This is a genomic window from Catenulispora sp. MAP12-49 (assembly GCF_041262705.1).
Taxonomy (GTDB): Bacteria; Actinomycetota; Actinomycetes; order Streptomycetales; family Catenulisporaceae; genus Catenulispora.
In genome coordinates this window covers 303,884-325,517 of sequence record NZ_JBGCCP010000001.1, presented here as the reverse complement: position 1 = coordinate 325,517, position 21,634 = coordinate 303,884, and the positions used below count along the sequence as shown (strand labels likewise).

The window sequence follows — 21,634 nt, the reverse complement described above, 5'->3', positions numbered from 1 at the left end:
CGGCTACCGCACCCCGGTCACGGCGTGACCCCGAGGTACTTCAGCACCGCCAGCACCCGCCGGTGGTCCTCGTCCGCCGGCGGCAGCCCGAGCTTCGTGAAGATGTTGCTGATGTGCTTCTCCACCGAGCTGTCGGCGAGGACCAGCTGCTTGCCGATCGCGGCGTTCGAGCGGCCCTCGGCCATCAGCCCCAGCACCTCGCGCTCCCGGGCGGTCAGCGCGTCGGTGGGCCGGGAGCCGAGCAGCTGGACCACGACCTCCGGGTCCAGCACCGTGCCGCCGGCGGCGATCTTGGCCAGCGCCTCGACGAACTCGCTGACGTCGGCGACCCGCTCCTTGAGCAGATAGCCGACGCCGGAGACCCGGCCGCTGAACAGGTCGCGGGCGTAGCGGGTCTCCACATACTGCGAGAACAGCAGCACCCCGACGCCCGGGTGGCTCCGGCGCAGCTCCATCGCGGCGCGCAGGCCCTCGTCGGTGTGCGTCGGCGGCATCCGGATGTCCAGCACCACCGCGTCCGGCGGGTCGGCGGCGACCGCGGCCAGCAGCTCGTCCGCGTTCGGGACGGCGGCCGGCACCTCGTGGTCGCGCTTGGTGAGGATCTGGACCAGACCGTCCCGCAGGACGCCGGAGTCTTCGGCGATCATGATGCGCACGGGCTGGTTCTCCTTCGGCGGGCGGTCCTCAACCCACCTGAAGATAGCCGAAACGCTCGGCTCCGGCCGGAGCCCGCTGAGTACGCCCGCTGAGCCCGGCCGCTGCGTCTGCCTGCCTCGTCTGCCCGCTGTGTCTGCCCGCTGTGTCCGGCCGGCGCCGCCGGCGCGCGTCACACGTGCATCGGGAGCTTCACGACCACCCGCGTCGGGCCGCCCTGGGGGCTGTCCACGTCCAGCGACCCCTCCACGGTCCGCACCCGGTCCAGCAGTCCGGCCAGGCCCCCGCCGTAGCCGACGCGGGCGCCGCCCCGGCCGTCGTCCTCGACGATGAGCGTCAGCTTTCCCTCCTCCTGCACCACCGCCAGCGCGGCCCGGGTCGGTGCGCCGTGCTTGGCCGCGTTCGTCAGCAGCTCCGCGGCGCAGAAGTAGGCGATGGTCTCGATCGCCCGGTCCGGCCGCTCGGCCAGCGCCACGTTGACCGTCACCGGCATCGCCGAGCGGGCCGCCAGCGTGCCCAGCGCGTCGCGCAGACCGTTGTCCAGCACCGCCGGATGGATCCCGCGCGCCAGGTCCCGCAGCTCGTTGATGGCCTGCTTGGCGTTGCGGTGCGCGGTGTCGATCAGCGCCCGGGTCTCGACCAGGTCCAGCTCGGCGCCGCCGCCGGTGGCGTCCAGGTTCTCCTTGGCCTCGCCGAGCTGCATCGCCAGCGCGACCAGCTGGGCCTGCGCGCCGTCGTGCAGATCGCGCTCGATCCGGCGCAGCCGCGCCGCGGAGTCGTCCACGGCGTGCGCGCGGCTCACGGTCAGCTCCTCGACCCGGCGCTCGCTGCTGGTCGGGCCCAGCAGCACCCTCATCAGCAGGGTGTCCAGCCAGAGCCAGAACTTCAGCAGCCAGACCCCGGCGAACACCCACACCACGCCGGCCACCGTGACCAGCAGCGCGCGCGGCCAGGTGTCGAAGTAGAACCCGTCGCCGAGCTGGAGGGCCGAGTGGTGCACGACGCCGTGGCTGTCCTTGTTCTGCACGTCGAACACCGACCACCAGATCGGATAGGCGACCATGACCATGCCCTCGACCACGCCGAGGCCCAGGGTCATCAGGTACGCCACGCCCAGCGGGAAGCGCACCAGCAGGTAGGCCTGGGAGCGCCAGGCGGCCAGATCGCCCAGGGCCGCGCCGAGCTTGGCCAGCAGCCCGTGCGCGGTCTTCCAGCGGGCGTTCGGGAGCGGTGCCTCGATGTCGACGTCGAGCAGCTTGCGGGCCATCGCGCGCTGCAGGCCGCCGTACTGCTTGGCCAGGAAGATCGCGGTGGCGATCAGCGGCAGGCCGACGAAGGTGAAGGACAGCGCGCCGCCGACGGCCAGCGTGACGACCACGTAGACGAATCCCGCGATCCCGAGCGGCGCACTGATCAGGGCGAACAAATACTGGCGTGCGGTGTGCCCCGACACCGGGCTCAACAGGAAACGCTTCATGGGAAAAGCTTCGCCGATCATGGGTCGGCCGCCCACGGTGCGGCCACGGAAGTTCAACCCCCGGTTATCCCTACCATCCTTGCGCTGTCCCCACCAACATTGCCCAGCCGGCTGCGCCCTTCCGGCCCCGGGGCCGCCGGACGGCTGGGGCGGCCGCGGTCAGGAGGGGCGTGCGGGACTCGTCGTGGAGGCCGTCCAGGTCAGTTTCTCGATGCGGGTCTGGCCGCCGGCCCGGTCCACCTCGGGTACCAGATCGGCGAAGTGCTCCAGCGCCTCACTCAGCGCGGCGGCCAGGGATGCGCTGGCCAGGACCGTCTCCACGCCGCTCTCCGCGGCCCACTTGTCGGCGTCCACCGTCACTCGGACTTTGACCGTTGCCGATACGTTCACGTCCACGCACTCAGGGTAACCTCTTGCGGCCTCACGCGGGATGGCCTTCTATACGCGGCATGGCCACGGTCGCGGAGTTGATCGGCGTTCAGTCCCAGAACCCGGGCCCGGGCCTGCTCGGCCCCGCCGGTCTGCGGTATCGGCATTCCGAGATCGCCGCGCAGGCCGCCACCAGGGCCGCACTGTTCGGCGACCGGCACCGGCCGGGAACGCAGCCGCATATCGGGGTCCTGCTGGGCAACACGGACGAGTTCGTGTTCTGGCTCTCGGCCGCGGCGCTCGCCGGGGCGGCGCTGGTCGGCGTGAACCCCACGCGGCGTGGCGCCGAGCTGGCGCGCGACATCCGGCACGCGGAGTGCGAGCTGCTGGTGACCTCCCGCGCGCATCTGCCGCTGCTGGCGGGCCTCGGTCTGGAGGAGTTGTCGCTGCTGGTGGTGGACTCGCCGGAGTACCGCGAAGCGCTGGCGCCGTACCGGGGTGCGAAGCCCGCGGACGTCGTGCCGGCGGCGCCGGTCACCGAGGACACCCGGCTGCTGCTGTACTTCACCTCGGGCTCGACCGGGGCGCCGAAGGCGGTGACCTGCGTCCAGGGCCGGGTCGCGGCCTCGGGCGCGGCGATGGTGGAGCGCTTCGGCCTGACGGCGTCCGACGTCTGCTACATCCCGATGCCGATGTTCCACGGCAACGCGATCCTGGCCAACTGGGGCCCGGCCCTGGTCGCCGGGGCCACCGTGGCGCTGCGGGACCGGTTCTCGGCCTCGGGGTTCCTGCCGGACGTGCGCGCGTACCAGGCCACGTACTTCACCTACGTCGGCCGCGCGATCTCCTACATCCTGGCCACCCCGGAGCACCCCGCGGACGCCGTGAACCCGCTGCGCGCCGGCTTCGGCACCGAGGCCGGCCCGCGCGACCGGGAGCGCTTCGAGCGCCGCTTCGGCTGCCGCCTCTCCGAGGGCTACGGGGCCTCCGAAGGCGGCATCAACCTCGTCGCCCCCCGCACCTTCCCACCCTCGGTCCTGGCCCGCGGCGCCGCGGTCGGCACCACGGACCCGACCCTGGCGATCCTGGACCTGGACACCGGCGAACCCTGCCCCCCGGCCGCGTTCGACCCCGCCGGCCGCCTGCTGAACGGAGCCGCCGCCATCGGCGAACTCGTCCGCACCGGCCCCGGCGGCTTCACCGGCTACTGGAACAACCCCGCCGCCGACGCCGAACGCTTCTCCGAAGGCCGCTACCGCAGCGGCGACCTGTTCTACGCCGACACCGACGGCTGGCTCTACTTCGCCGCCCGCAAAGCCGACCGCATGCGCGTGGACGGCGAGAACATCTCGGTCGCCCTCCTGGAGGCCATCCTGGCCCGCTGGGAGCCGGTCGAGGCGGCCGCCGCCTACGCGATCCCGGACGAGGTGACCGGCGACGCGGTGATGTGCGCCCTGGTACTGAAGCAGGACACGGCATTCGACCCGGAAGCCTTCACGGACTTCCTGGCCGCCCAACCGGATCTGGGCACGAAGATGCCGCCGCGCTACCTCCGCATCGCCGCCGCGCTGACCACGACCGCCACCGAGAAGGTGTCGCGCTACGTCCTGCGGGAGCAGGGGTGGTGGGACGTCGGCGGGGACGCGGTGTGGGCGCGGGAGGCGCGGGGGGCGGGTTACGCGAGGCTCGGCGAGGTTCAGTAGCCGGGATCCCATCGGCTGTTCGGCCGCAGTTGCTCAGCAGCGACGGCGACCGGAACGATCGTCGGCCACCGCCGAGCTGAGCCTGGCCGCCCTTCCCAGCCCCCGCCTCAGCCCCGAGCCACCGGCAGCGTCAGCCGGAACTCGGCGCCGCCGCCGGCCGCCACGCCCGCGGTCACCCCGCCGCCGTGTCCGACCGCCACCTGCGTCACTATCGCCAGTCCCAGGCCGGAGCCGGGGAGGTCGCGGGCGCTGGCGGCGCGGTAGAAGCGGTCGAAGACGTGCGGGAGGTCGGCTTCCGGGATGCCGGGGCCGTGGTCGCGGACGGTCAGGGTGACCGTGCCGTCGGCGCCGGTTCTGGTGCGCACCTCGACCAGGCCGCCGTCGGGGCTGAACTTGGCCGCGTTGTCCAGCAGGTTGCGGACCGCCTTGGCCAGGCGGTCGGTGACGCCGTAGACCACCGCCTCGTCGAGGTCCGCTTTGAACACCGCCTTCGGCCAGTGTGCGGTCGCGCGGTCGGTGCAGCGCTGGACCAGCAGGTCGAAGCGGAGCTCCTCGAACAGGGCCGCCTGCTCCTCGCCGCGGGCCAGCTCGACGGTGTCGCTGACCAGCGTGGTCAGGTCGTCGAGGCCGGACATGATGCTGCGCACCAGCGCCTCGCGGTCCTCGGGGTCCAGGCGGTGGGCGTCGGCCAGCACCTCGACGTTGGTGCGCAGCGAGGTGAGCGGGGTGCGCAGTTCGTGGGAGGCGTCGGCGACCAGTTGGCGCTGGCGGTCGGTGGCCTCCTGGACCGCGTCGAGCATGCTGTTGAAGGTGGCGGCCAGGCGGCCGAGTTCGTCGCGGGGCTCGCCGGGCGAGCCGTTTATCGCGATGCGGTGCGCCAGGTCGTGGGTGCTGGCGATGCGCTCGGCGGTGCTGGTCAGCTCGGCGACCGGGCGCAGCGCGGTGCGGGTCACCAGCCAGCCCAGGCCCGCGGCCAGGACGATGCCCGCGGCGCCGGCGCCGAACAGCTGCCAGCCCAGCGTCGACAGCTGCTGGTCGATGGTGGTCAGCGGGCTCTCGATCTGCATCGCGTGGCCGCCGCCGATCTGCAGCGTCAGGATCCGCACATGCTGGCCCGCCCATTGCGTGGACCGGATGAAGCTGACCAGCGTCCCGTTCGCGACCTGGATGTCCTGCGGGGTCACCGGCAGCGGCTGGGGCAGGGCCGGGTAGGCCGCGGCAGCGTTGGTCACCGTGGACGTGGGGGTGCCGGTGCGCGGGGTCGGGTGTATCGGGACCAGCGGCGCGCCCTTGCTGTTGATGAACTGGAAGTTCAGCCGCGTCTCGCCGACCTGCGGCGTGGAGTCGTACGGCCAGATCTTGTCCCCCGACCGCTGGACGCCGGTCCGGGGGTGCGTCTGTTGCGCCTGCATCCGCATGCCCTGCTTCAGCAGTGCGTCGTCTATCTGCTGCGTCAGCGAATGCCGGACCGCGACGTAGGCGAACCCCACGCCCCCGCCGACGCCGGCCGCCACCGCGATGGTGGCCGCCAGGGCCAGCCGGGCCCGCAGCGGCGTGCGGCGCCATACGGCCACGGGGGAGCGGCGCTTGGACGACTCGGCGGGAACCTCCTCCAGGGGGGTCTGCCCGGCGCCCTCGCCGGAGTCCTGCTCGGCCCGCAGATCCGCGCTCTGCTTGGCCGCCACCAGGCGCAGCTTTCCGAACCGCTCCCGTTTCACGCCGGCGCCCGCAGCGTGTACCCGAACCCGCGCACCGTCTGCACGAGCCGCGGCTCGCCGCCGCCCTCCGTCTTGCGCCGGATGCAGGACACGAACACCTCCAGCGAGTTCGACTCCGGCCCCAGCTCGTAGCCCCAGATCCGGTCCGAGATCACTTCCCGCGGCAGCACTCGGCCGGCGTTGCGCATCAGCAGCTCCAGCAGCGCGAACTCGGTGCGGGTGAGCTCTATCGTGCGCCCGCCGCGGTAGGCCAGCCGGGACTCGGGGTCCAGCTCCAGGTCCTCGAACACCAGCCGCTCGGACTCCGGCACCGGGTCGTACTCGGAGCGCCGGAGCAGGGCCCGCATGCGGGCGTGCAGCTCGGCCAGCGCGAACGGCTTCACCAGATAGTCGTCGGCGCCGGCGTCGAGCCCGGCCACCCGGTCCCCGACCGCGTCGCGCGCGGTCAGCAGCAGCACCGGGGTGTGGTCGCCGACGCCGCGCAGGCGCCGGCACACCTCCACCCCGTCGAGCTCCGGCATCATCACGTCGAGCACGATCGCGTCCGGCGGATCGGCCGCGACCTGCTCCAGGGCGGCCAGGCCGCCGGCGGCGGTGCGCACGCGATAGCCCTGCAGGCGGAACGCCCGCGCGATCGCGTCACGGATCTCGGTGTCGTCGTCGACGACCAGCAGGCTGCGCGGTTCTCGGGTGTCCATCCCGTCCAGTATCACCCGTTTGACCCACCCGGCGAAGACGCGGTGCTGCCCGGAGTGCGGTTTCCGCCGCGTCCGCCGAAGCCGAACCCTGTGAGTCCGCTCACAACCGAACGCGCGGTGATGGTGCCGCTACTGTCCGGAGTCCCGATGACGGTCACCTGCGAACCGGTCGTCAGGTCCGTGACCGCGCCGGTCTTGCCGATCGTCACGGTGGTCTGCGGGCTGGTGTTCACCGTCACGGTCTTGCCGGTGCTGTCGGTGATGGTCAGCGTGGTGCCGTTGACCGCGGTGACGGTGCCGGTGACGGCCCCGCCGCCGGTGCGGGTCCCGCCGTTCGTGCCGCCGGTGGCGCCGCCGGTCCCGCCGCCGGTCTGCCCGAAGCCGCCGCCGTAGCCGCCGCGGGCCCGGGCCCCGGCCGCGGTGTTCGTGGTCTTGGACGAGGACGAGGAGCTGTTGCTCTTGCCCACCGCGATCCCGCCGACGAACCCGCCGGCCAGCAGCACCGCGCCGATCAGGCCCAGCGTGACCTTCGGTATCCCGGCGCCGCCGGAGCGGGCCGGCTTGAGCTGGCCGCTGATGTCCGGCGAGGACGGGGCCTGGGACAGGAGCTCGAACTCTGCGTTGTTGTTGCCGTTGTTGTTGGCGGGCTGGCCGCCGGGCTTCTCAGACATCTGTGACTTCGACTCTTCCTGCTCGTGAGGGGTTTCTATTCGTGCCGCAGTGCCTGGATGGGATGCAGCTTGGCCGCGCGGTTGGCCGGGAACGACCCGAAGAACAGCCCGATCAGCGCCGACACCGCGAAGGCCAGTGCGATCGAGGCGGGTACGATCACCGGTTTCACCCCGGCCACCGTGAACCTGGTGCCGATCAGTCCGGCGGCCACCCCGAGGGCCCCGCCGATCAGGGACAACAGCACCGCCTCGATGAGGAACTGGCCCAGGATCGCCGCACGCGGGGCGCCCAGCGCCTTGCGGATGCCGATCTCCCGGGTCCGCTCGGTCACCGTGACCAGCATGATGTTGGTGATCCCGATGCCGCCGACCAGCAGCGAGATGGCCGCCACCGCGCCGAGCAGCACCGTGAAGGTGTGCGTCGTGGAGTTGGAGGTGGCCAGCAGCGACTGCTGGTTCAGCACCCGGAAGTCCGGCGAGGCGGTGGCCGCCAGGTGGTGCCGCGCGGTGAGGATCGAGGTGATCTCGTCCTGCGCCGCGGTGGTGGCGCCGGCCGACTTGGCCTGCACCACGATCTGGCTCAGCGACCCGAAGCCGCTCAGCGAGTCCTGCACGGTGGTCAGCGGCGCGATGGCGAAGTCGTCGGCGTCCTGCAGGCCGGAGGAGCCCTTGGACTGCAGCACGCCCTCGACGGTGTAGGGGACGTTGTTGATCATGACCTGCTGCCCCACCGGGTCGGCGGTGTTGAACAGGTCGGTGGCCACCGTCTGGCCGATCACGATCACCTTGCGGGCCTGGGCCACGTCGTCGTCGGTGATCGAGGAGCCCTCGGCGATCGTCCAGTTGGTCGCCGTCAGGTAGGCCGGGTAGGTGCCGACCAGCTGCGCGATCGAGTGCGTGGCGCCCTCGTAGGTGGCCGTCGGCGACGCGGTCACCACCGGCGCCTCGTCCAGCACGTCGGGGGCGTTCACCGGGTCCACCAGCGACTGCGCGTCGGCCAGGGTCAGCGCCCCGACAGAGCTCTGCGTCCCGGTGTTGCGCGACGCGCGCGCCCCGAAGCCGCCGGCCTGCCGGGAGACCTCCAGCAGGTTCGTGCCCAGCTTGTCGATGTTGGCCTGCACCTGTGCGCCGGAGCCCTTGCCCACCGCGACCAGCAGGATCACCGCTCCGACACCGATCAGGATGCCCAGGGTGGTGAGCGACGAGCGCAGTTTGTTGGCCTTCAGGCCGGCGAAGGCGAATCGGAAGACTTCGCGGAATCTCATCGGGCGCTCCCGTGCCTCGCGCTGTGCTGTTCGGAGATCCAGCCCCGCTCGCCGTTGCGTTCGTCGGAGACGATCTGTCCGTCCATCAGCCGGATCGCGCGGTCGGCGTGCTCGGCGATGTCGTGCTCGTGGGTGATCAGGACGATGGTGCGCCCGGCGGCGTGCAGCCGGTCGAACAGGGCCATCACGTCGGACGAGGAGGTGCTGTCCAGGTTGCCGGTGGGCTCGTCGGCCAGGATCAGGCTGGGCGCGGTGACCAGCGCGCGGGCCACGGCCACCCGCTGCTGCTGGCCGCCGGAGAGCTCGTTGGGCTTGTGGTTCAGCCGCTCGCCCAGGCCCACCAGCTCCAGCGCGGCCCTGGCCCGCTGGCGCCGCTCGGTGGTGCCGACGCCGGCGTAGACCAGCGGCAGCTCCACGTTGTCCAGCGCGGTGGTGCGGGGCAGCAGGTTGAAGGACTGGAAGACGAAGCCGATCTTGCGGTTGCGGACCAGCGCGAGCTGGCGGTCCGACAGGTGCTCGACCTCGATGCCGTCCAGCAGGTACTGGCCGGAGGTGGGGACGTCCAGGCAGCCGATGATGTTCATCATCGTCGACTTGCCCGAGCCCGAGGCGCCCATGATGGCGACGTAGTCGCCGACCGGGACGGTCAGACTGACGCCGCGCAGGGCGTGGACGGCGGTGCCCTCCATGCCGTACGTCTTGCGGATGTCGGCGAGCTCGATGACCGGCTTCACACCGCTGGAGCCGCTCGAACCGCTCGGGCCGGTCACCCGCCGAACCGTCCGCCGGTGCCGCCCGTGCCGCCGAAGCCGCCCGCGCCGCCGGCGCCGCCGAAGCCGCCGGCCCCGCCCGCGCCGCCCCGGGTGCCGGTGGTGGAACCGCTGGTGGTGCGCGAGGACAGCAGGATCTGGTCGCCCTCGTTCACCCCGGAGGTGATCTCGGTGCTGGTGTCGCCGACCACGCCGACCTGCACCGGCGTCTGGGTCTGGGTCTTGCCGCTCACGACCGTGACGAAGCTCTGGCCGCCGAAGGTGGTGACCGCCGAGGACGGCACGTACAGAACGTTGGTCACGTTGTTGGTGACCACCGAGACCGACGCGGTCTGGCCCATCTTCAGCGCGGTCAGGTCCTGCTGGCCGGCCGTGAACTGGAGCGTGACGCCGTACTCGACGACGTTGGACACCACGGTCGAGGTCGGGTCGACGGACTGCACCGTCGCGGTGAGCGAGGAGCCCGGGATCGCGTTGATGGAGACCTGCGCGTCCTCGCCGGCCTTCAGCTTGGAGGCGTCGGTCTCGGCGAACTCGGCGCGCACCGTCAGGCTGGCCATGTTCCCCAGCACCACGAAGCTGCTGCCGGACTTCGCGCCGGAGGACGATGTGGACGACGAACTCGACGATCCGCCGGCCGAGCCGCCCGAAGCCCCAGAGGAACCCCCAGAAGAGCTGCCCGAGGACGAGGACGCGGCCGAGGTCGAACCCGACGTCCCGGCGGACACCGTGTCGCCGACCGAGCCGCCGACGGACAGGACCGTCCCGGCCGAGGGCGCGGTGATGACGGTGCCGGTGACGCCCTTCTGCGCGTTGGTGAGCGCGTTCTGGGCGTTGAGCACGGACTGGTTGGCCGCGTCTATCTGGTCCGGCGTGGCCGGCGCGGTGGAGACCGCCTGCTGGTCCACGGCCGTGTTGTAGGAGTTCTCGGCCTGCGTCAGCGAGGACTGAGCCTGGTGCAGGGACTGGGTGTCCTTCAGGCCGCCGCTCTTCTGCGAGTTCTGGGCCTGCGTCAGGGCATTGGTGTCCTGGGTGACCTTGTTGCCGTCCTGCGCGCAGGAGGCGGCCTTGGCAGCGCAGTCCTTCGACTGGGTCGCCTCGTCGTTGCTCAGCGTTTGTTGCGCAACTGTGACAGCGTTGGCCAGATTGCTCGCGTCCAGCGCGAGGTTGTTCTGCGTGTCGGAGAACGAGGTCTTCGCTGAGGACAGCGAGTCGGAGGCGCTCCTGAGCTGCTGCTGGCTCAGCGCGGCCTGCTGCGGCGTCTGGCCCTGCTGCAGCTTGGTGAGCTGAGCCTGGGCCGTGGCCAGCTGGGCCTGCGCGGAGGCGAGCTGCTGGTTGGCGTCGGTGGTGTCGATCTTGGCCAGCACCTGGCCGGCCTTCACCGTGTCGCCGGGTTTCACGTCGACCTCGGTCACCGTGCCCGAAGCGGTGAACGCCAGGTCGAGCTGGGTGGGAAGCGTGACGTTGCCGGAGGCGGATACCTGGGCTGTGACATCACCGCGCTGCACGGCGACGGTGCGGCCGGAGGAGGACTTGTCGGAACTCGACGAGCCGAGCAGCGCCCATGCGCCCGCTCCACCAGCGGCAACCACCACGGCGAGCGAGGTGTTTATCCAGACCCCTTTAGAGAGTCGCGGGCTATCGGTCATGGCGCCAGAGGTTGTCCTCAGTAACTGAAGCGAAGGTGAAGGGCTGCGTTCAGTCTCAAAGGTACCGTTATCAGTTCGTGACCTGGCGGTATTGGCATCGTGGCGTACCTATTGACGCCCTGGTGAATAACCGGTGATCGGCGGTAGGTTCTCCGGGTGCCGAAGATTGACTGGACCCCGGGACAGGGCCGGCGCGGCCGGCCGCTGCGCAGGGTGCTTGGCATGGGGCAGCAACAAGGTCTGTTCGTGATGTACGGACTGGCCGCCGTGGCCGTCGTGTTCGCCATGGCCGCGGCCTTCGGCGCGTTCGACGACTCCGGTTCGCCCTCCTCCGGCCGGGCCTCCACCGCGAACACGGCCCCTGGCATAGCCGGGGCGGCCGAGTCGCCGCCGGCCCCCAAGGGCGCGAACAAGTCCACGCAGATCCTGCTCGGATCGGTCCAGCACTACGCGGACCTGCTGGCCGCGGGCCAGAAGATCGTGGGCCACACGCACTACGCGAACGCGACGGCCTACGGCAGCGCCTTCGGCGACCCGAACTCTCCGGCCTCGCAGTTCTCGAAGTTCCGCACCTCGCCGAACCCCGAGAGCGACACGACGTATCTGGACGCCGAAGGCCAGGCCGCCGCGGCCTACGGCGGCGACCACGGCGGCCGGCTCGATCAGTGGCTGAAGGACATGGCCAAGCTCAAGTCCGACCTGGGGGACTGGGTCGCCACCGCCGGGCAGTACCAGCAGGGGGCGGCGCCCCAGGCGGCCCTGGACGCGGCGGCGGGGACGGTGACCCAGGACCTTGCGACGGCCCGGACGACCGCCGAATCGCTGAGTCACTGAGTCACCGAGTCACCGAGGGCCCGAGCTCGCACGGCTATACGGGATTCTCCTTAGCCATACGGGGCTCTCCTTAGCTATACGGGATTCTCCTTGAGCCAGGACAGCACTTCGCCCGCGTGCCGGTTCGGCGGGAAGACCGGGTAGAAGACGTGCTCGACCACGCCGTCGCGGATGACAAGGGTGATGCGCTTATAGAGGGTCTGGCCGTTCGCCTCGAACGTCGGCAGACGCAGTTCCGCGGCGAGGCGCAGTCCGGGGTCGGACAGCATGGAGAAGGGCAGCCGCAGCCGTTCCACCAACTCCCGCTGATAACCGGTGTCCTGGCTGGACAGACCGAACACCCGCGCCGCGCCGGCGTCGAGCAGTTCCTCGTGGTGGTCACGGAAATCGCAGGCCTGAGTCGTACAGCCTCGGGCACCCGGGATGGCGTTCCAGCCCTCGGGGACGTCCTCGCCGGGGCGGCCGCTGAGTGGATAGATATAGAGAATCGTGTGGCCGGTGCCCAGGGCGGCCAGCGCTACCGTCTCGTGCGCGGTGCTGGGGAGCGTGAGCTCCGGGACGGTCGCGCCGGGGAGATGGTCGGCGGCGCCGTCGTCCTGGGGGATCGGCAGGTCGGCGGGGAGGGTGTAGATGTCGTCCATGATGGCTTCCTCGGATTCGGGGGCCGCGGCGTCTGCGTCTTCCTGAGCGTCTGCTCGGGCCTCTCTCCTGGCGTCGCCGGGGCGTCGGCACGCGGCCCGGTCCAGGCGGGCGGCGAGGGTGTCGCGGCGCCACGTCAGCTCCCTGATGCGGCGGTCCAGGTCGCCGATGGCGTCCCGGTACTCGGCCAGCGAGGACGGGCAGTCGTCGATCTCCCCGTGGTCGGCGAGGCAGTCCAGGAACGGCCGGGTCCGCGCCGCCGGGATGCCGAGCGCGATCAGCCGCCGGACCTCCCGCACCACCCGGACGTCCTGCCCGGAGTAGTCGCGGTAGCCGTTCCCCAACCGCGCGGGGGCCAGCAGGCCCAGCGACTCGTAGTAGCGGACCGCCTTGGGCGTGACCCCGGCGTCGCGCGCCACATCGCCGATCCTCATGGTTCCTCGCTCGGTGCCTCGGGAGCTTGTGCACCGACCGTAAACCTTGCCCCCGGGGACAAGGTCAAGCGCTAGCCGGCATCTCCAGCGAGGCCAGCAGGTTGTCGTAGTCGCCGGGGTACCCGGTGTCGATCAGCGTCGCACTGTCGCCGGTGCTCGCGTCAAACCCTGATGGCGACCTTGCCCCTGGTCTTCCCGGCTCCGACATGCCGGACAGCTTCGGGGGCGTCTGCCAGCGGGTACGTGGCTTCCACGACCGGCGCGACGCGACCGGTCCCGATGAGCTCGGCGAGCGTCTCCATGTCCGGGTGCCGCTGTTTGGCGATGACCATGGTCAGCCGCTGCCGGACGAAGAGCGAGAGCGCCACTGCCCGCGCCTGACGGCCCAGGCCGAGCCACTTGCCGTCGAGCGAGCCTCCGACGATGACCAGCGTGCCGCGCGGGGTGAGGGCCCGGCGCAGCCGGGTCAGGCTGCTGTCGCCGCCGATGTCCAGGATCAGGTCGTAGCGGTGGCCGCCGGTGCCGAAGTCGGCCGTTCGATAGTCGATGACGTGGTCGGAGCCGAGCGAGCGCACGAGGTCCACCTTCTCGGTGCTGCACACACCGGTGACCTCCGCGCCGAATGCCTTGGCCAGCTGCACCGCGTACGTGCCCACACCCCCGGACGCGCCGATGACGAGCACATGCTGGCCGGCTCGGACGCGGCCGACGTCCCGCAGGGCCTGCAGCGCGGTGACGCCGGAGACCGCGACGACCGCGGCTTCCTCGTAGCTCAGCGTGGCCGGCTTGAGGGCCAGGGTGTTCTGCCGCGCGGCCGCCAGTTCGGCGAACGAGCCGCGGGCCGTGCCGAACACGTCGTCGCCGACGGCGAACCTGGTCACGGCGGCGCCGACTTCGACGACGGTTCCCGCCACGTCCATGCCCGCGACGCGGTCGCGCGGGCCGCGCAGCCCCAGGCCGAGTCGGACCGCGTAGGGCTGCCCCGTCATGAGGAGCCACGTCCCGCGATCGACGCCGGCGGCGTGAACCCGGACGAGTACCTCGTCGGCCTTGATCGCGGGCGGCTCGATCTCCGTCATCCGCAGCACATCGGCTGTGCCGTAGCCGTTCTGGACGATAGCGCGCATCATTCCGGCTCCCCCTTACTAAGTACGACTTACTTAGTACGGTACGCTGGTCGCCGTGGTTGTCAACCGTGCCCGAACCCCGCTGAGCCGGGACAAGCTGCTCGAAGCGGCGATCGCCGTCGCCGACGCCGGGGGCATCAGGGCCCTGACGATCCGGTCGGTCGCCGCCGAACTGGGCGTCAAGCCGATGTCGCTGTACCACCACGTGGCGAGCAAGGAGGCGATCATCGACGGTGTCATCGACAGCGTCTTCACCGAGATCGCCCCGCCCCCGTCCGACGTCGGCTGGCGTTCCGCGCTCGGCGAACGCGCCCACTCGGTACGCGCCGTCCTGCGCCGCCACCCCTGGGCGACGCCGCTCATGGAGTCCCGCCAGAACCCCGGCCCGGCCACTCTGGGCCACCACGACGCCGTGATCGGCACCCTGCGCCGCGCCGGCTTCTCCATCACCCTGGCCGCCCACGCCTACTCACTATTGGACAGCTACATCTACGGCTTCGCCCTTGAGGAGGCCGCGCTCCCGTTCAGCCCACAGGATGTGGAAGAAGCCGTCCAGGATTACCTGAACAAGTTCCCCTCCGAGGACGCGTATCCCTATCTGGCCGAGATGGCCAAGGAACACGTCATGAAGCCGGGATACGACTACGGCGACGAGTTCGACTTCGGGCTGGAGCTGATCCTCGACGGTTTGGAAGCTCGGCTGGCGCGCGAGGCGGAATACGGTGTCACTGACTGAGCAGCCTCGGTTAGGGTCCTGGCCATGGGCGTAGCCGACAAGTTTCTGGGGTCGAAGCGCGACCGCTTCGGCAAGGAAGTCGCTGCTCAGGTGCGGGGGCACGCCTCCGTTGCCCATGCCGAGTACGACATGGATGACTTCGTGGTCCGAGTCCGGACGTCAGACGGACGGCAGTCGGTGGTCAACCTGGCGACCGTCTTCCAGGAATGTGAGGGGGCGCCGGCAGCCGAGCGACGGGGCGCATCTCGCGACTCGTCGCGATCGTGGACACTCCCGCGGTGCCTGACACCTGGGACCAGGTCCGCCCGTTGCTGCGGCCGGTGCTCAGGCCGGCGTCGTATGTCAGCCCGGGCGAGATCATCAGTCGGCCCGTGCTCGAGTACCTGACCGAGTTCCTTGCCATCGACTTCCCTGGCAGCAGGACCTACGTCGACCCGGACTCCCGCCTCCCCTGGGACATCGTCGCCGAGGAGGTCGGCCTGACCCCGGCCGACGGCTGCCATCCGGCACGCTACCGCGTCGGGTCCTGGCCCGCGCCCGAGGTCCTCAACCGGATGAAGGCGCGTGCGGAGCAGTCCTGCAAAAGGTCAGAAGCCTGTTGACAGCGGAGGATGTGGGATTCGAACCCACGGTGACTCTCGCCACTTTGGTTTTCAAGACCAACGCCTTAGGCCACTAGGCAAATCCTCCTGACGAGCGCCCGGGCGCTCGTGAGCAGAAAGTCTCTCACAATCCGGCTGGGCCCCGTGGCCGTCAGGCGGCGCCGAACGGAAGCGTGTCCGGGCTCAGCGCGGCCGCGCCGGACCTGGCCGCGGTCAGGCGGCGGCGGTGGTGGCGGCGGCACAGGACCTCGTAGCCGATCTCGTCGGCGACGGCGGTGTCGCCGACCACGACCTGCTCGCCCTCGACCACCATCTCGCCGCCGACGGTGCGGGCGTTGTGGGTGGCGCGGGCTCCGCACCAGCACAGGGTCTGGACCTGGAGGACCTCGATGCGGTCGGCGAGCTCGATCAGGCGCTTGCTGCCGGGGAACAGGCGGGTGCGGAAGTCGGTGGTGATGCCGAAGGCGTAGACGTCGATGCTCAGCTCGTCGACCATGCGCGCCAGCTGTTCGATGTGGTCCTCGGTGTAGAACTGCGCCTCGTCGGCGACCACGTAGTCCACTTTGCCGCCGGAGGACATCATCTGCACCACGTGGTTGAGAAGGTCGGTGGTGTTCTCGACCTCCACCGCGGCGGCCTTCAGGCCCAGGCGGCTGGAGATGGTGGCGCTGCCGGCGCGGTCGTCGCGGGTGAAGATGAGTCCGGCCCGGCCACGGGCGTTGTGGTTGTGGTCGAGTTGCAAGGCGAGGGTCGACTTGCCGCTGTCCATGGTTCCGGTGAAGAAGACGAGCTCGGCCATGGTCGCACATTATCCCCTATGCGCGTGGCAGCCTGCGAACGCCGGTGATTCGGGTCCGGATACGCCCGAATGTCGGCTTCAGATACGGCCCGGCCAGGACCGCGGCCGCGGCGATCACGGCCACCACGACGAACAGCACGCGGTCGCCGGCCGTCAGCGAGGCGCGCCAGGCGGTGAGCGAGCTGTTCCAGTGGGAGCTCAGCGCGGTCCCGACCGAGACGTCGTCGATGTGCGCGACCAGGCGCACCGCGTGCAGGAAGCTGCCCGCGACGCAGCACAGCTCGGCGGCCACGGCGGCGGCCAGCGCGGTCAGCGAGCGTCGGATCACCGCTTCACGATATCCGCCGCGGGGCCGGGCCCGGCAAGCGCGTGGATCGGCCAGGTATGCGTCGGGCACGCGCGGGACATGAGTCGGCCATGCGTCGGACATGCGTCGGGCGCGGACCCCGGAAGCGGGGGCCGCGCCCGAGGGAGCGCCGACGCGGCGGATCAGCCCAGGCGGCTGATGGTCACGGCGGTGCCGTAGGCGCAGATCTCGGTCCAGACGTCGCCCATCTCCGAGGTGTCGAAGCGCATGCCGACGATGGCGTTGCCGCCGCGGTTGATCGCCTCCTGGATCATCCGCTGCATGACGTCGTTGCGGCTGTCCATCAGCGCCTTGGTCATGCCCTTGAGCTCGCCGCCGAACATCGACTTCAGGCCGGCGCCCATCTGGCTGAAGGCGTTGCGGCTGCGGACGGTGAGGCCGAAGACCTCGCCGTACACGGCGTCGATGCGGTAGCCCGGGATGTCGTTCGTGGTGACGCACAGGAAGTTCTGCTGGAACTGCTGCTGCTGGGGCGGGGGCGCGTACCCCTGCTGCTGCTGCGGCGGCGGTCCCTGCTGGTAACCGGGCTGACCGTACGGCTGCTGGCTCATTCGTCCCCCTGGGTTTGGGTGATCGGTGGTTCGTCCGTCGCTACGACGATACGACAAGGGACCCTCCGTCTGGTGGGCGAGTATGTCCGCAGCCCCAAGGGCTGGTGAAAGCGTTTTGAACACCTGGTTCTTTCTGATCGACTCAGGTGCCCGGGGGCCGGGTTCGTCTGGAAAGATTCGGGGTGTGCAATCCCTGCGCCGCCCAGAGCCCCGGCCGTCCGATCGGCGCCGCTCCGAGCCAGTGCCGGCAGACCGGCCCGATACCGGGCTGCGCCCCGGCGCCTCCGGTCCCGCGCTCCCCCGCCGGACCGCTTCGGAGATCCCCGTCATCGCCCACCGCGGCGCGTCCGAGGACGTGCCGGAGCACACGCTGGCCGCGTACGAGGCCGCGCTGTTGCAGGGCGCCGACGGCCTGGAGTGCGACGTCCGCCTCACCGCGGACATGCAGCTGGTGTGCGTGCACGACCGCCGGGTCAACCGCACCTCCAACGGCCGCGGCGTGGTCTCGACGCTGGAGCTGGCCCAGCTGCGGCAGCTGGACTTCGGCTCCTGGAAGCAGCCGGCGGGCGGCGACGACGAGTACACCGAGTACCCGGACCTGCGGCGGGAGGGCGCGCACCGGGTGCTGACCCTGGAGCGGCTGCTGGAGCTGGTGGTGGAGCACCCGCACCGGGTGGAGATGGCGATCGAGACCAAGCACCCGACCCGCTACGCCGGCCTGGTCGAGGAGCACCTGGTGGCGCTGCTGGACCGGTTCGGGCTGGCGCACCCGCGGCTCGGCGAGGCCTCGCCGGTGCGGGTGATGTCGTTCTCGGCGCTGTCGGTGCGCCGGATCCGGCGCCTGGCGCCGTCCCTGGACACGGTGCTGCTGCTGGACCGGGTGCCGCTGCGGCTGCGCGACGGTTCGCTGCCGCGCGGAGTGCGTATCGCCGGACCGGGAATCCATATTCTGCGAACGCATCCGGAATATGTGGAGCGCGTGCATTCCATGGGAAATCGCGTGCACGTCTGGACTGTGGATCAGCCCTCGGACATCGACCTGTGTGTCGAGTTGGGCGTGGACGCGATCATCTCCAACCGCCCGAAAGCAGTGCTGGCCAGGCTGGGCCGGGACGGCACGGCGCCCGGCGGCCACGGCGCGCCCCGGAGTCATCGAGCTGAACCCTGATTCACCCTGGGTTTGTCGTTTTCCGCAAGGACGAACCGGGCATCTACCGCGAGTAGCTCCTCGTCGGCAGGGAGGGAGCCGTGGGGGTCGTCATGTCGGTGCAACCGGAGAGTCCCCGGGAAACAACAAGGATGTCCCAAACGGTCACGCGCGCCCCGGCGCCGAGACCGACGGACGCAAGAGGCATAGGCGGGATCGAGTTCCCGTACACACCTGAGAGCGTCGGCACGGCCCGCCACGCGCTGGCCGACGCGTTGCAGCGCATGCGCGTGGCACCCTCGGCCGCGGACGACGCGGTCCTGATCCTCTCGGAACTGGTGAGCAACGCCCTTCGGCACGCGCTGCCGCTGGCCGGCGGCACCATCCGAGTGGCGTGGTGGATGGCGGACGACAAGGTCCTGCGCATCGCCGTGACCGACGGGGGACGCCAGCAGCCGGGACCGCGAACAAGACCCGCACCAGGGCCGGAGGCGCCAGACCTGGTGACCCCGGACTTGGTGGCCCCAGACCTGGACGACGTAGACGAGTCCGCGGTGGACGGCCGCGGACTCGGCATTGTGGGCCTGCTGGCCGACTCCTGGGGCGTGGAACCCTGGTACGCGCCGGAGACGGACGCCCCCGGCGCGCACCTGCACGCCGCGGCCCTGACCGGACTCGGCAGCGGCACGCCGCCGGGCCCCCTGGACCCGACGGACCCCGGCGCACCCAAAACGGTCTGGGCAGCGGTCCGCCTCCACGCCCGCCACGCCGCGCCGCCACCGCCCGACGACCACGACCGCCGCTGGTGGCGCCGCATGCGCGTCTCGCTGACCGCGCACCTGCCCGGCCCCGGCCGCGGCCGGCTCCGCGGCAGACTGGGCGGCTCGCGCCTGGGCGAGGCCCGCGGCGGACCGGACGGGGACACGATCGGGTCGGATACGGCCTGGGTGCCCCGCTACCCGGAGGCCCGGGTGGGGTGCGCGGCCGCGGCCTGAGCGGGATCGGGCTGCGGGGTGTGAGTGAAGTGGCGAGCGAAAGGCACGGTTGCGGCGCGGCGCTGGTGGGGCGGGGGCTGACTCGCTTCGGCGGCGGCGCGGTGGGGCCGTGAGGATTGCGGGCGGGCCTGTGGAACTGTGCGGGCTGAGCAGGTTGCGGCGCCGGCGGGGCAAGGGCTGACTTGCCTCGGCGGCGGCGCGGCTGCGGCACTGGTGCGGAGTTGCGGCTGAAGCCTGCCCTGAAGCATCCCCTGAGAAATCCCCGGCACCATCCCCCGAAGCGGGCACAAGGTGGCGCGGTCGGTGTCACATCCGACCGCGCCGCGCTTCCTTGCTTCCTTCCCTTCAACGGTCGAGCAGTCGCCGGATCTCGCGGCCCAGGATCCCGAGACCGTCCATCGTCACCACCGATTCGGGGTGGAACTGCAGGCCGGTGAAGGAGGGGCCGCGCAGGGCCGCTGTGAGGTTGGTGCCGGGCAGAGTGACGGTGTCGAGGACCAGGAACTCCGGCATGCGGGCCGCGTAGGAGTTGTAGAAGGCCACGCGCTCTGTGGTGCCGAACAGGTCCAGTTCGACCTGGGTGCCCTGCATCGGGGTGGGGAGGCGTACCAGTTCCAGGCCCAGGGCCGCGGCCAGGGCCTCGTGGCCGAGGCACAGGCCCAGGGTCGGGGTGCGGTGGTCGATCAGGAGTTTCGCCAGCTTGCGGACGCCGGTCATGCGGGGGGAGGTCTGGTCGCGCGGATCGCCGGGGCCGGGGCCGAGCAGGACCAGGTCGTAGGCGCTGTGGTCGGGTACCTCGTCGTGGGCGACGCGGGTCGTTTCCAGGCCCAGGGCGCGCAGTTCGACGGCCAGCATCGAGGTGAAGGCGTCCTCGTTGTCGATGATCAGGACCCTGCGGCCGGCCAGGGCGGGGTCGACGAGGTCCGTGGGCTCATGCTCGTTGAGCCAGAAGGCCGACAGTGATTCGTTGCGGGAGGACAGCAGGGCGGCGATCTCCGGGTCCTCGGACCAGGGCGCGGTGCGCACAGGTGCGGCGTCCTGCGGGGCGAGCGTGTTCGGTGGCGCGCTGAGCGGCGACAGGTCGGTGCCCCGTGCGCCGAATCCCACCCCGAAGGCCCGCAGCACGCCTGCCGCCTTCGCGTACGTCTCCCGCACCTCCTCGTACGGATCCGACCCGCGCACCAGCGTCGCCCCGACCGGCACCCGCACCGTCCCGTCGTTCCCCACGTACGCCACCCGCAGCAGCAGCGGGGCGTCCATCGTCGGCGCTCCCGCCTCGTCGCGGCCGATCAGGGCCGCCACGCCCGCGTAGTAGCCGCGCCCGCCGCGTTCGTGGCGCTTGATCACGCGGAACGCGTTGCGGATCGGGGAGCCGGTGGCGGTGGGGGCGAACATGGTGGTGCGCAGGATCTGGCGCGGGTCCATCGTCGTGCGCGCCTCGATGTAGTACTCCGTGTGCGCGAGGTTCGCCATCTCCTTCAGGAACGGGCCGCGCACCCGGCCGCCGAGGTCGCCCACCTCGGCGAGCATCTTCAGCTCCTCGTCCACGACCATCGCCAGTTCCTCGCGCTCCTTGGCGTCCTGGAGGAACGCCACGACGCGCTCGCGCGAAGCCGTCGCGGGGGCCTCGCGCAGCGTCCCGCTGATCGGGTTCATCACCGCGACGCCGTCCGCGAGCGACACGTGCCGCTCCGGTGTCGCGCCGACCATCAGTCCCTCGCCGGTGTCGATGAGGAAGGTCCAATAAGCGTTTCTCTCCTTCTCCAACAAGGCGCGGAACGCTCCGTAAGCCGTGTCACGCGGGGAGTCGCAGTGCCCGACGAACGTCCGGCGCAGGACGAAGTTCGATCCCTCGCCCGCGCCGATCTCCTCGTCCAGGACCCGCTTCACCGACGCGCCGTACGCCTCGTCGTCCACGTCGAAGGCCCCGTCTCGCAGCACCGGGGCCGTGGCCGGCGGCAGCTGCGAGATGCCGCATCGGTGGCGGCCGGTGATCCGCATCGCGAGCAGTGGCGCATGGTCGTCGTGGCACTCGTCTCCGCGCTCGGTGAGCTGCCGGTAGGGGACGAGTGCCAGGAGGGAGTCGGAGTCCTCTGTAGGGAGATCCGCCAGTGCCGGGAACTGCTCGAAAGCCAGTCCGGTGAGCAGTTCGACCTCCGCCTCGGCGCCGCGCCGGATCAGCGCGAACGGTCCGTCGGGGAGGCGGTTCGGGAAGTCCTGGTGTGCCATGGCGATGCCTCTCTGTGGAGGCCGCTCCGTGAGGCTCGCCGGGTCTTGTCGGAAGGTCTTCCGAGAAAAACAGAACCGGCCGCCTCGCAAGGCGGCCGGTTCGGGAGCGTGGGTGCGCTGTTACCGGGGTCCGCCTGAGACGGACCACCACCACTGTTGTGGGAAAGAGCGCATGACCGCACAGTAGCAGGGTGTCACTT

21 protein-coding genes and 1 tRNA gene are annotated in these 21,634 nt (G+C 71.0%); 6 read left to right on the top strand and 16 right to left on the bottom strand.

Annotation, left to right across the window (positions count from 1 at the left end; genetic code table 11):
- Positions 1–17 precede the first annotated feature (17 nt).
- The 3 genes from ABIA35_RS01455 to ABIA35_RS01445 form a co-directional block, all read right to left on the bottom strand.
- On the bottom strand, positions 18–647 hold the full coding sequence (locus tag ABIA35_RS01455) for a DNA-binding response regulator (RefSeq protein ID WP_370340164.1): 630 nt from the start codon (positions 645–647) through the stop codon (positions 18–20).
- Between the two features lie 179 nt (positions 648–826).
- Positions 827–2,131, bottom strand: a complete 1,305-nt coding sequence (locus ABIA35_RS01450; RefSeq protein WP_370356194.1) for a sensor histidine kinase — start codon at positions 2,129–2,131, stop codon at positions 827–829.
- 159 nt (positions 2,132–2,290) lie between these two features.
- Positions 2,291–2,527, bottom strand: coding sequence for a hypothetical protein (locus ABIA35_RS01445; protein WP_370339894.1), 237 nt, complete (start codon positions 2,525–2,527; stop codon positions 2,291–2,293).
- Between the two features lie 53 nt (positions 2,528–2,580).
- Between ABIA35_RS01445 and ABIA35_RS01440 the strand changes: the two genes are divergently transcribed.
- Positions 2,581–4,203 carry an AMP-binding protein gene (locus tag ABIA35_RS01440; RefSeq protein ID WP_370356193.1) on the top strand — a complete coding sequence of 541 codons (1,623 nt, stop codon included), beginning with the start codon at positions 2,581–2,583 and terminating at the stop codon, positions 4,201–4,203.
- 107 nt (positions 4,204–4,310) lie between these two features.
- Here ABIA35_RS01440 and ABIA35_RS01435 read toward each other — a convergent pair whose 3' ends face one another.
- From ABIA35_RS01435 to ABIA35_RS01410, 6 genes are all read right to left on the bottom strand, one after another.
- Entirely contained in the window at positions 4,311–5,921 is a 1,611-nt protein-coding gene (locus ABIA35_RS01435; RefSeq protein WP_370356191.1) for a sensor histidine kinase, read from the bottom strand.
- Positions 5,918–6,619, bottom strand: a complete 702-nt coding sequence (locus ABIA35_RS01430; protein WP_370339897.1) for a response regulator transcription factor — start codon at positions 6,617–6,619, stop codon at positions 5,918–5,920. The genes ABIA35_RS01435 and ABIA35_RS01430 overlap by 4 nt, the downstream gene beginning before the upstream one ends.
- Before the next feature lie 11 nt (positions 6,620–6,630).
- Complete coding sequence (locus tag ABIA35_RS01425) at positions 6,631–7,290, bottom strand: hypothetical protein (RefSeq protein ID WP_370356189.1); 660 nt, start codon at positions 7,288–7,290, stop codon at positions 6,631–6,633.
- A 35-nt stretch (positions 7,291–7,325) separates the two neighbouring features.
- Positions 7,326–8,555: an ABC transporter permease gene (locus ABIA35_RS01420; RefSeq protein WP_370339899.1), complete on the bottom strand. Its 1,230-nt coding sequence runs from the start codon at positions 8,553–8,555 to the stop codon at positions 7,326–7,328.
- A complete protein-coding gene (locus ABIA35_RS01415; RefSeq protein WP_370340165.1) occupies positions 8,552–9,244 on the bottom strand; it encodes an ABC transporter ATP-binding protein in 693 nt (230 codons plus the stop codon). Before ABIA35_RS01415 ends, ABIA35_RS01420 begins: the two co-directional genes overlap by 4 nt.
- 77 nt (positions 9,245–9,321) lie before the next feature.
- Complete coding sequence (locus ABIA35_RS01410) at positions 9,322–10,974, bottom strand: efflux RND transporter periplasmic adaptor subunit (RefSeq protein ID WP_370339900.1); 1,653 nt, start codon at positions 10,972–10,974, stop codon at positions 9,322–9,324.
- Between the two features lie 222 nt (positions 10,975–11,196).
- Between ABIA35_RS01410 and ABIA35_RS01405 the strand changes: the two genes are divergently transcribed.
- Positions 11,197–11,808 carry a hypothetical protein gene (locus ABIA35_RS01405; RefSeq protein ID WP_370356187.1) on the top strand — a complete coding sequence of 204 codons (612 nt, stop codon included), beginning with the start codon at positions 11,197–11,199 and terminating at the stop codon, positions 11,806–11,808.
- 74 nt (positions 11,809–11,882) lie between these two features.
- On the opposite strand, the gene ABIA35_RS01400 is transcribed toward ABIA35_RS01405, so the two are convergent.
- Both ABIA35_RS01400 and ABIA35_RS01395 read right to left on the bottom strand, forming a co-directional pair.
- Positions 11,883–12,881: a MerR family transcriptional regulator gene (locus ABIA35_RS01400; protein WP_370356185.1), complete on the bottom strand. Its 999-nt coding sequence runs from the start codon at positions 12,879–12,881 to the stop codon at positions 11,883–11,885.
- A gap of 161 nt (positions 12,882–13,042) precedes the next feature.
- Complete coding sequence (locus ABIA35_RS01395; protein WP_370356639.1) at positions 13,043–14,008, bottom strand: NAD(P)-dependent alcohol dehydrogenase; 966 nt, start codon at positions 14,006–14,008, stop codon at positions 13,043–13,045.
- Between the two features lie 55 nt (positions 14,009–14,063).
- Here ABIA35_RS01395 and ABIA35_RS01390 point away from each other — a divergent pair, with 55 nt between their 5' ends.
- Together ABIA35_RS01390 and ABIA35_RS01385 are read left to right on the top strand one after the other, a co-directional pair.
- Positions 14,064–14,744, top strand: coding sequence for a TetR/AcrR family transcriptional regulator (locus ABIA35_RS01390; protein WP_370356183.1), 681 nt, complete (start codon positions 14,064–14,066; stop codon positions 14,742–14,744).
- A 278-nt stretch (positions 14,745–15,022) separates the two neighbouring features.
- Positions 15,023–15,346, top strand: coding sequence for a hypothetical protein (locus ABIA35_RS01385; RefSeq protein ID WP_370356181.1), 324 nt, complete (start codon positions 15,023–15,025; stop codon positions 15,344–15,346).
- Between the two features lie 3 nt (positions 15,347–15,349).
- Here the strand turns inward: ABIA35_RS01385 and ABIA35_RS01380 are convergent.
- From ABIA35_RS01380 to ABIA35_RS01365, 4 genes are all read right to left on the bottom strand, one after another.
- A tRNA-Ser gene (locus tag ABIA35_RS01380) sits at positions 15,350–15,434 on the bottom strand.
- Between the two features lie 63 nt (positions 15,435–15,497).
- On the bottom strand, positions 15,498–16,145 hold the full coding sequence (locus ABIA35_RS01375) for a thymidine kinase (RefSeq protein ID WP_370339905.1): 648 nt from the start codon (positions 16,143–16,145) through the stop codon (positions 15,498–15,500).
- A 16-nt stretch (positions 16,146–16,161) separates the two neighbouring features.
- Positions 16,162–16,473: a hypothetical protein gene (locus ABIA35_RS01370; RefSeq protein ID WP_370339906.1), complete on the bottom strand. Its 312-nt coding sequence runs from the start codon at positions 16,471–16,473 to the stop codon at positions 16,162–16,164.
- A 161-nt stretch (positions 16,474–16,634) separates the two neighbouring features.
- The gene (locus tag ABIA35_RS01365) at positions 16,635–17,063 is read right to left on the bottom strand and encodes a YbjQ family protein (RefSeq protein WP_370339907.1); all 429 of its coding nucleotides are present in this window, start codon (positions 17,061–17,063) and stop codon (positions 16,635–16,637) included.
- A gap of 268 nt (positions 17,064–17,331) precedes the next feature.
- Between ABIA35_RS01365 and ABIA35_RS01360 the strand changes: the two genes are divergently transcribed.
- Together ABIA35_RS01360 and ABIA35_RS01355 are read left to right on the top strand one after the other, a co-directional pair.
- Positions 17,332–18,231 carry a glycerophosphodiester phosphodiesterase gene (locus ABIA35_RS01360; RefSeq protein ID WP_370340167.1) on the top strand — a complete coding sequence of 300 codons (900 nt, stop codon included), beginning with the start codon at positions 17,332–17,334 and terminating at the stop codon, positions 18,229–18,231.
- A gap of 131 nt (positions 18,232–18,362) precedes the next feature.
- Positions 18,363–19,205 (top strand): ATP-binding protein, encoded by an 843-nt coding sequence (locus ABIA35_RS01355; RefSeq protein ID WP_370356179.1) that lies wholly within the window; start codon positions 18,363–18,365, stop codon positions 19,203–19,205.
- A gap of 345 nt (positions 19,206–19,550) precedes the next feature.
- On the opposite strand, the gene ABIA35_RS01350 is transcribed toward ABIA35_RS01355, so the two are convergent.
- Positions 19,551–21,434, bottom strand: coding sequence for an anthranilate synthase family protein (locus ABIA35_RS01350; RefSeq protein ID WP_370356177.1), 1,884 nt, complete (start codon positions 21,432–21,434; stop codon positions 19,551–19,553).
- Between the last annotated feature and the right edge of the window lie 200 nt (positions 21,435–21,634).

Coding starts and splice junctions, on each gene's coding strand:
- ABIA35_RS01455 (WP_370340164.1), bottom strand. CDS start 647: ATGATCGCCGAAGACTCCGGCGTCCTGCGGGACGGTCTGGTCCAGATC.
- ABIA35_RS01450 (WP_370356194.1), bottom strand. CDS start 2,131: ATGAAGCGTTTCCTGTTGAGCCCGGTGTCGGGGCACACCGCACGCCAG.
- ABIA35_RS01440 (WP_370356193.1), top strand. CDS start 2,581: ATGGCCACGGTCGCGGAGTTGATCGGCGTTCAGTCCCAGAACCCGGGC.
- ABIA35_RS01430 (WP_370339897.1), bottom strand. CDS start 6,619: ATGGACACCCGAGAACCGCGCAGCCTGCTGGTCGTCGACGACGACACC.
- ABIA35_RS01425 (WP_370356189.1), bottom strand. CDS start 7,290: ATGTCTGAGAAGCCCGGCGGCCAGCCCGCCAACAACAACGGCAACAAC.
- ABIA35_RS01420 (WP_370339899.1), bottom strand. CDS start 8,555: ATGAGATTCCGCGAAGTCTTCCGATTCGCCTTCGCCGGCCTGAAGGCC.
- ABIA35_RS01415 (WP_370340165.1), bottom strand. CDS start 9,244: ATGGAGGGCACCGCCGTCCACGCCCTGCGCGGCGTCAGTCTGACCGTC.
- ABIA35_RS01410 (WP_370339900.1), bottom strand. CDS start 10,974: ATGACCGATAGCCCGCGACTCTCTAAAGGGGTCTGGATAAACACCTCG.
- ABIA35_RS01405 (WP_370356187.1), top strand. CDS start 11,197: ATGGGGCAGCAACAAGGTCTGTTCGTGATGTACGGACTGGCCGCCGTG.
- ABIA35_RS01400 (WP_370356185.1), bottom strand. CDS start 12,881: ATGAGGATCGGCGATGTGGCGCGCGACGCCGGGGTCACGCCCAAGGCG.
- ABIA35_RS01395 (WP_370356639.1), bottom strand. CDS start 14,008: ATGCGCGCTATCGTCCAGAACGGCTACGGCACAGCCGATGTGCTGCGG.
- ABIA35_RS01375 (WP_370339905.1), bottom strand. CDS start 16,145: ATGGCCGAGCTCGTCTTCTTCACCGGAACCATGGACAGCGGCAAGTCG.
- ABIA35_RS01365 (WP_370339907.1), bottom strand. CDS start 17,063: ATGAGCCAGCAGCCGTACGGTCAGCCCGGTTACCAGCAGGGACCGCCG.
- ABIA35_RS01355 (WP_370356179.1), top strand. CDS start 18,363: ATGTCCCAAACGGTCACGCGCGCCCCGGCGCCGAGACCGACGGACGCA.
- ABIA35_RS01350 (WP_370356177.1), bottom strand. CDS start 21,434: ATGGCACACCAGGACTTCCCGAACCGCCTCCCCGACGGACCGTTCGCG.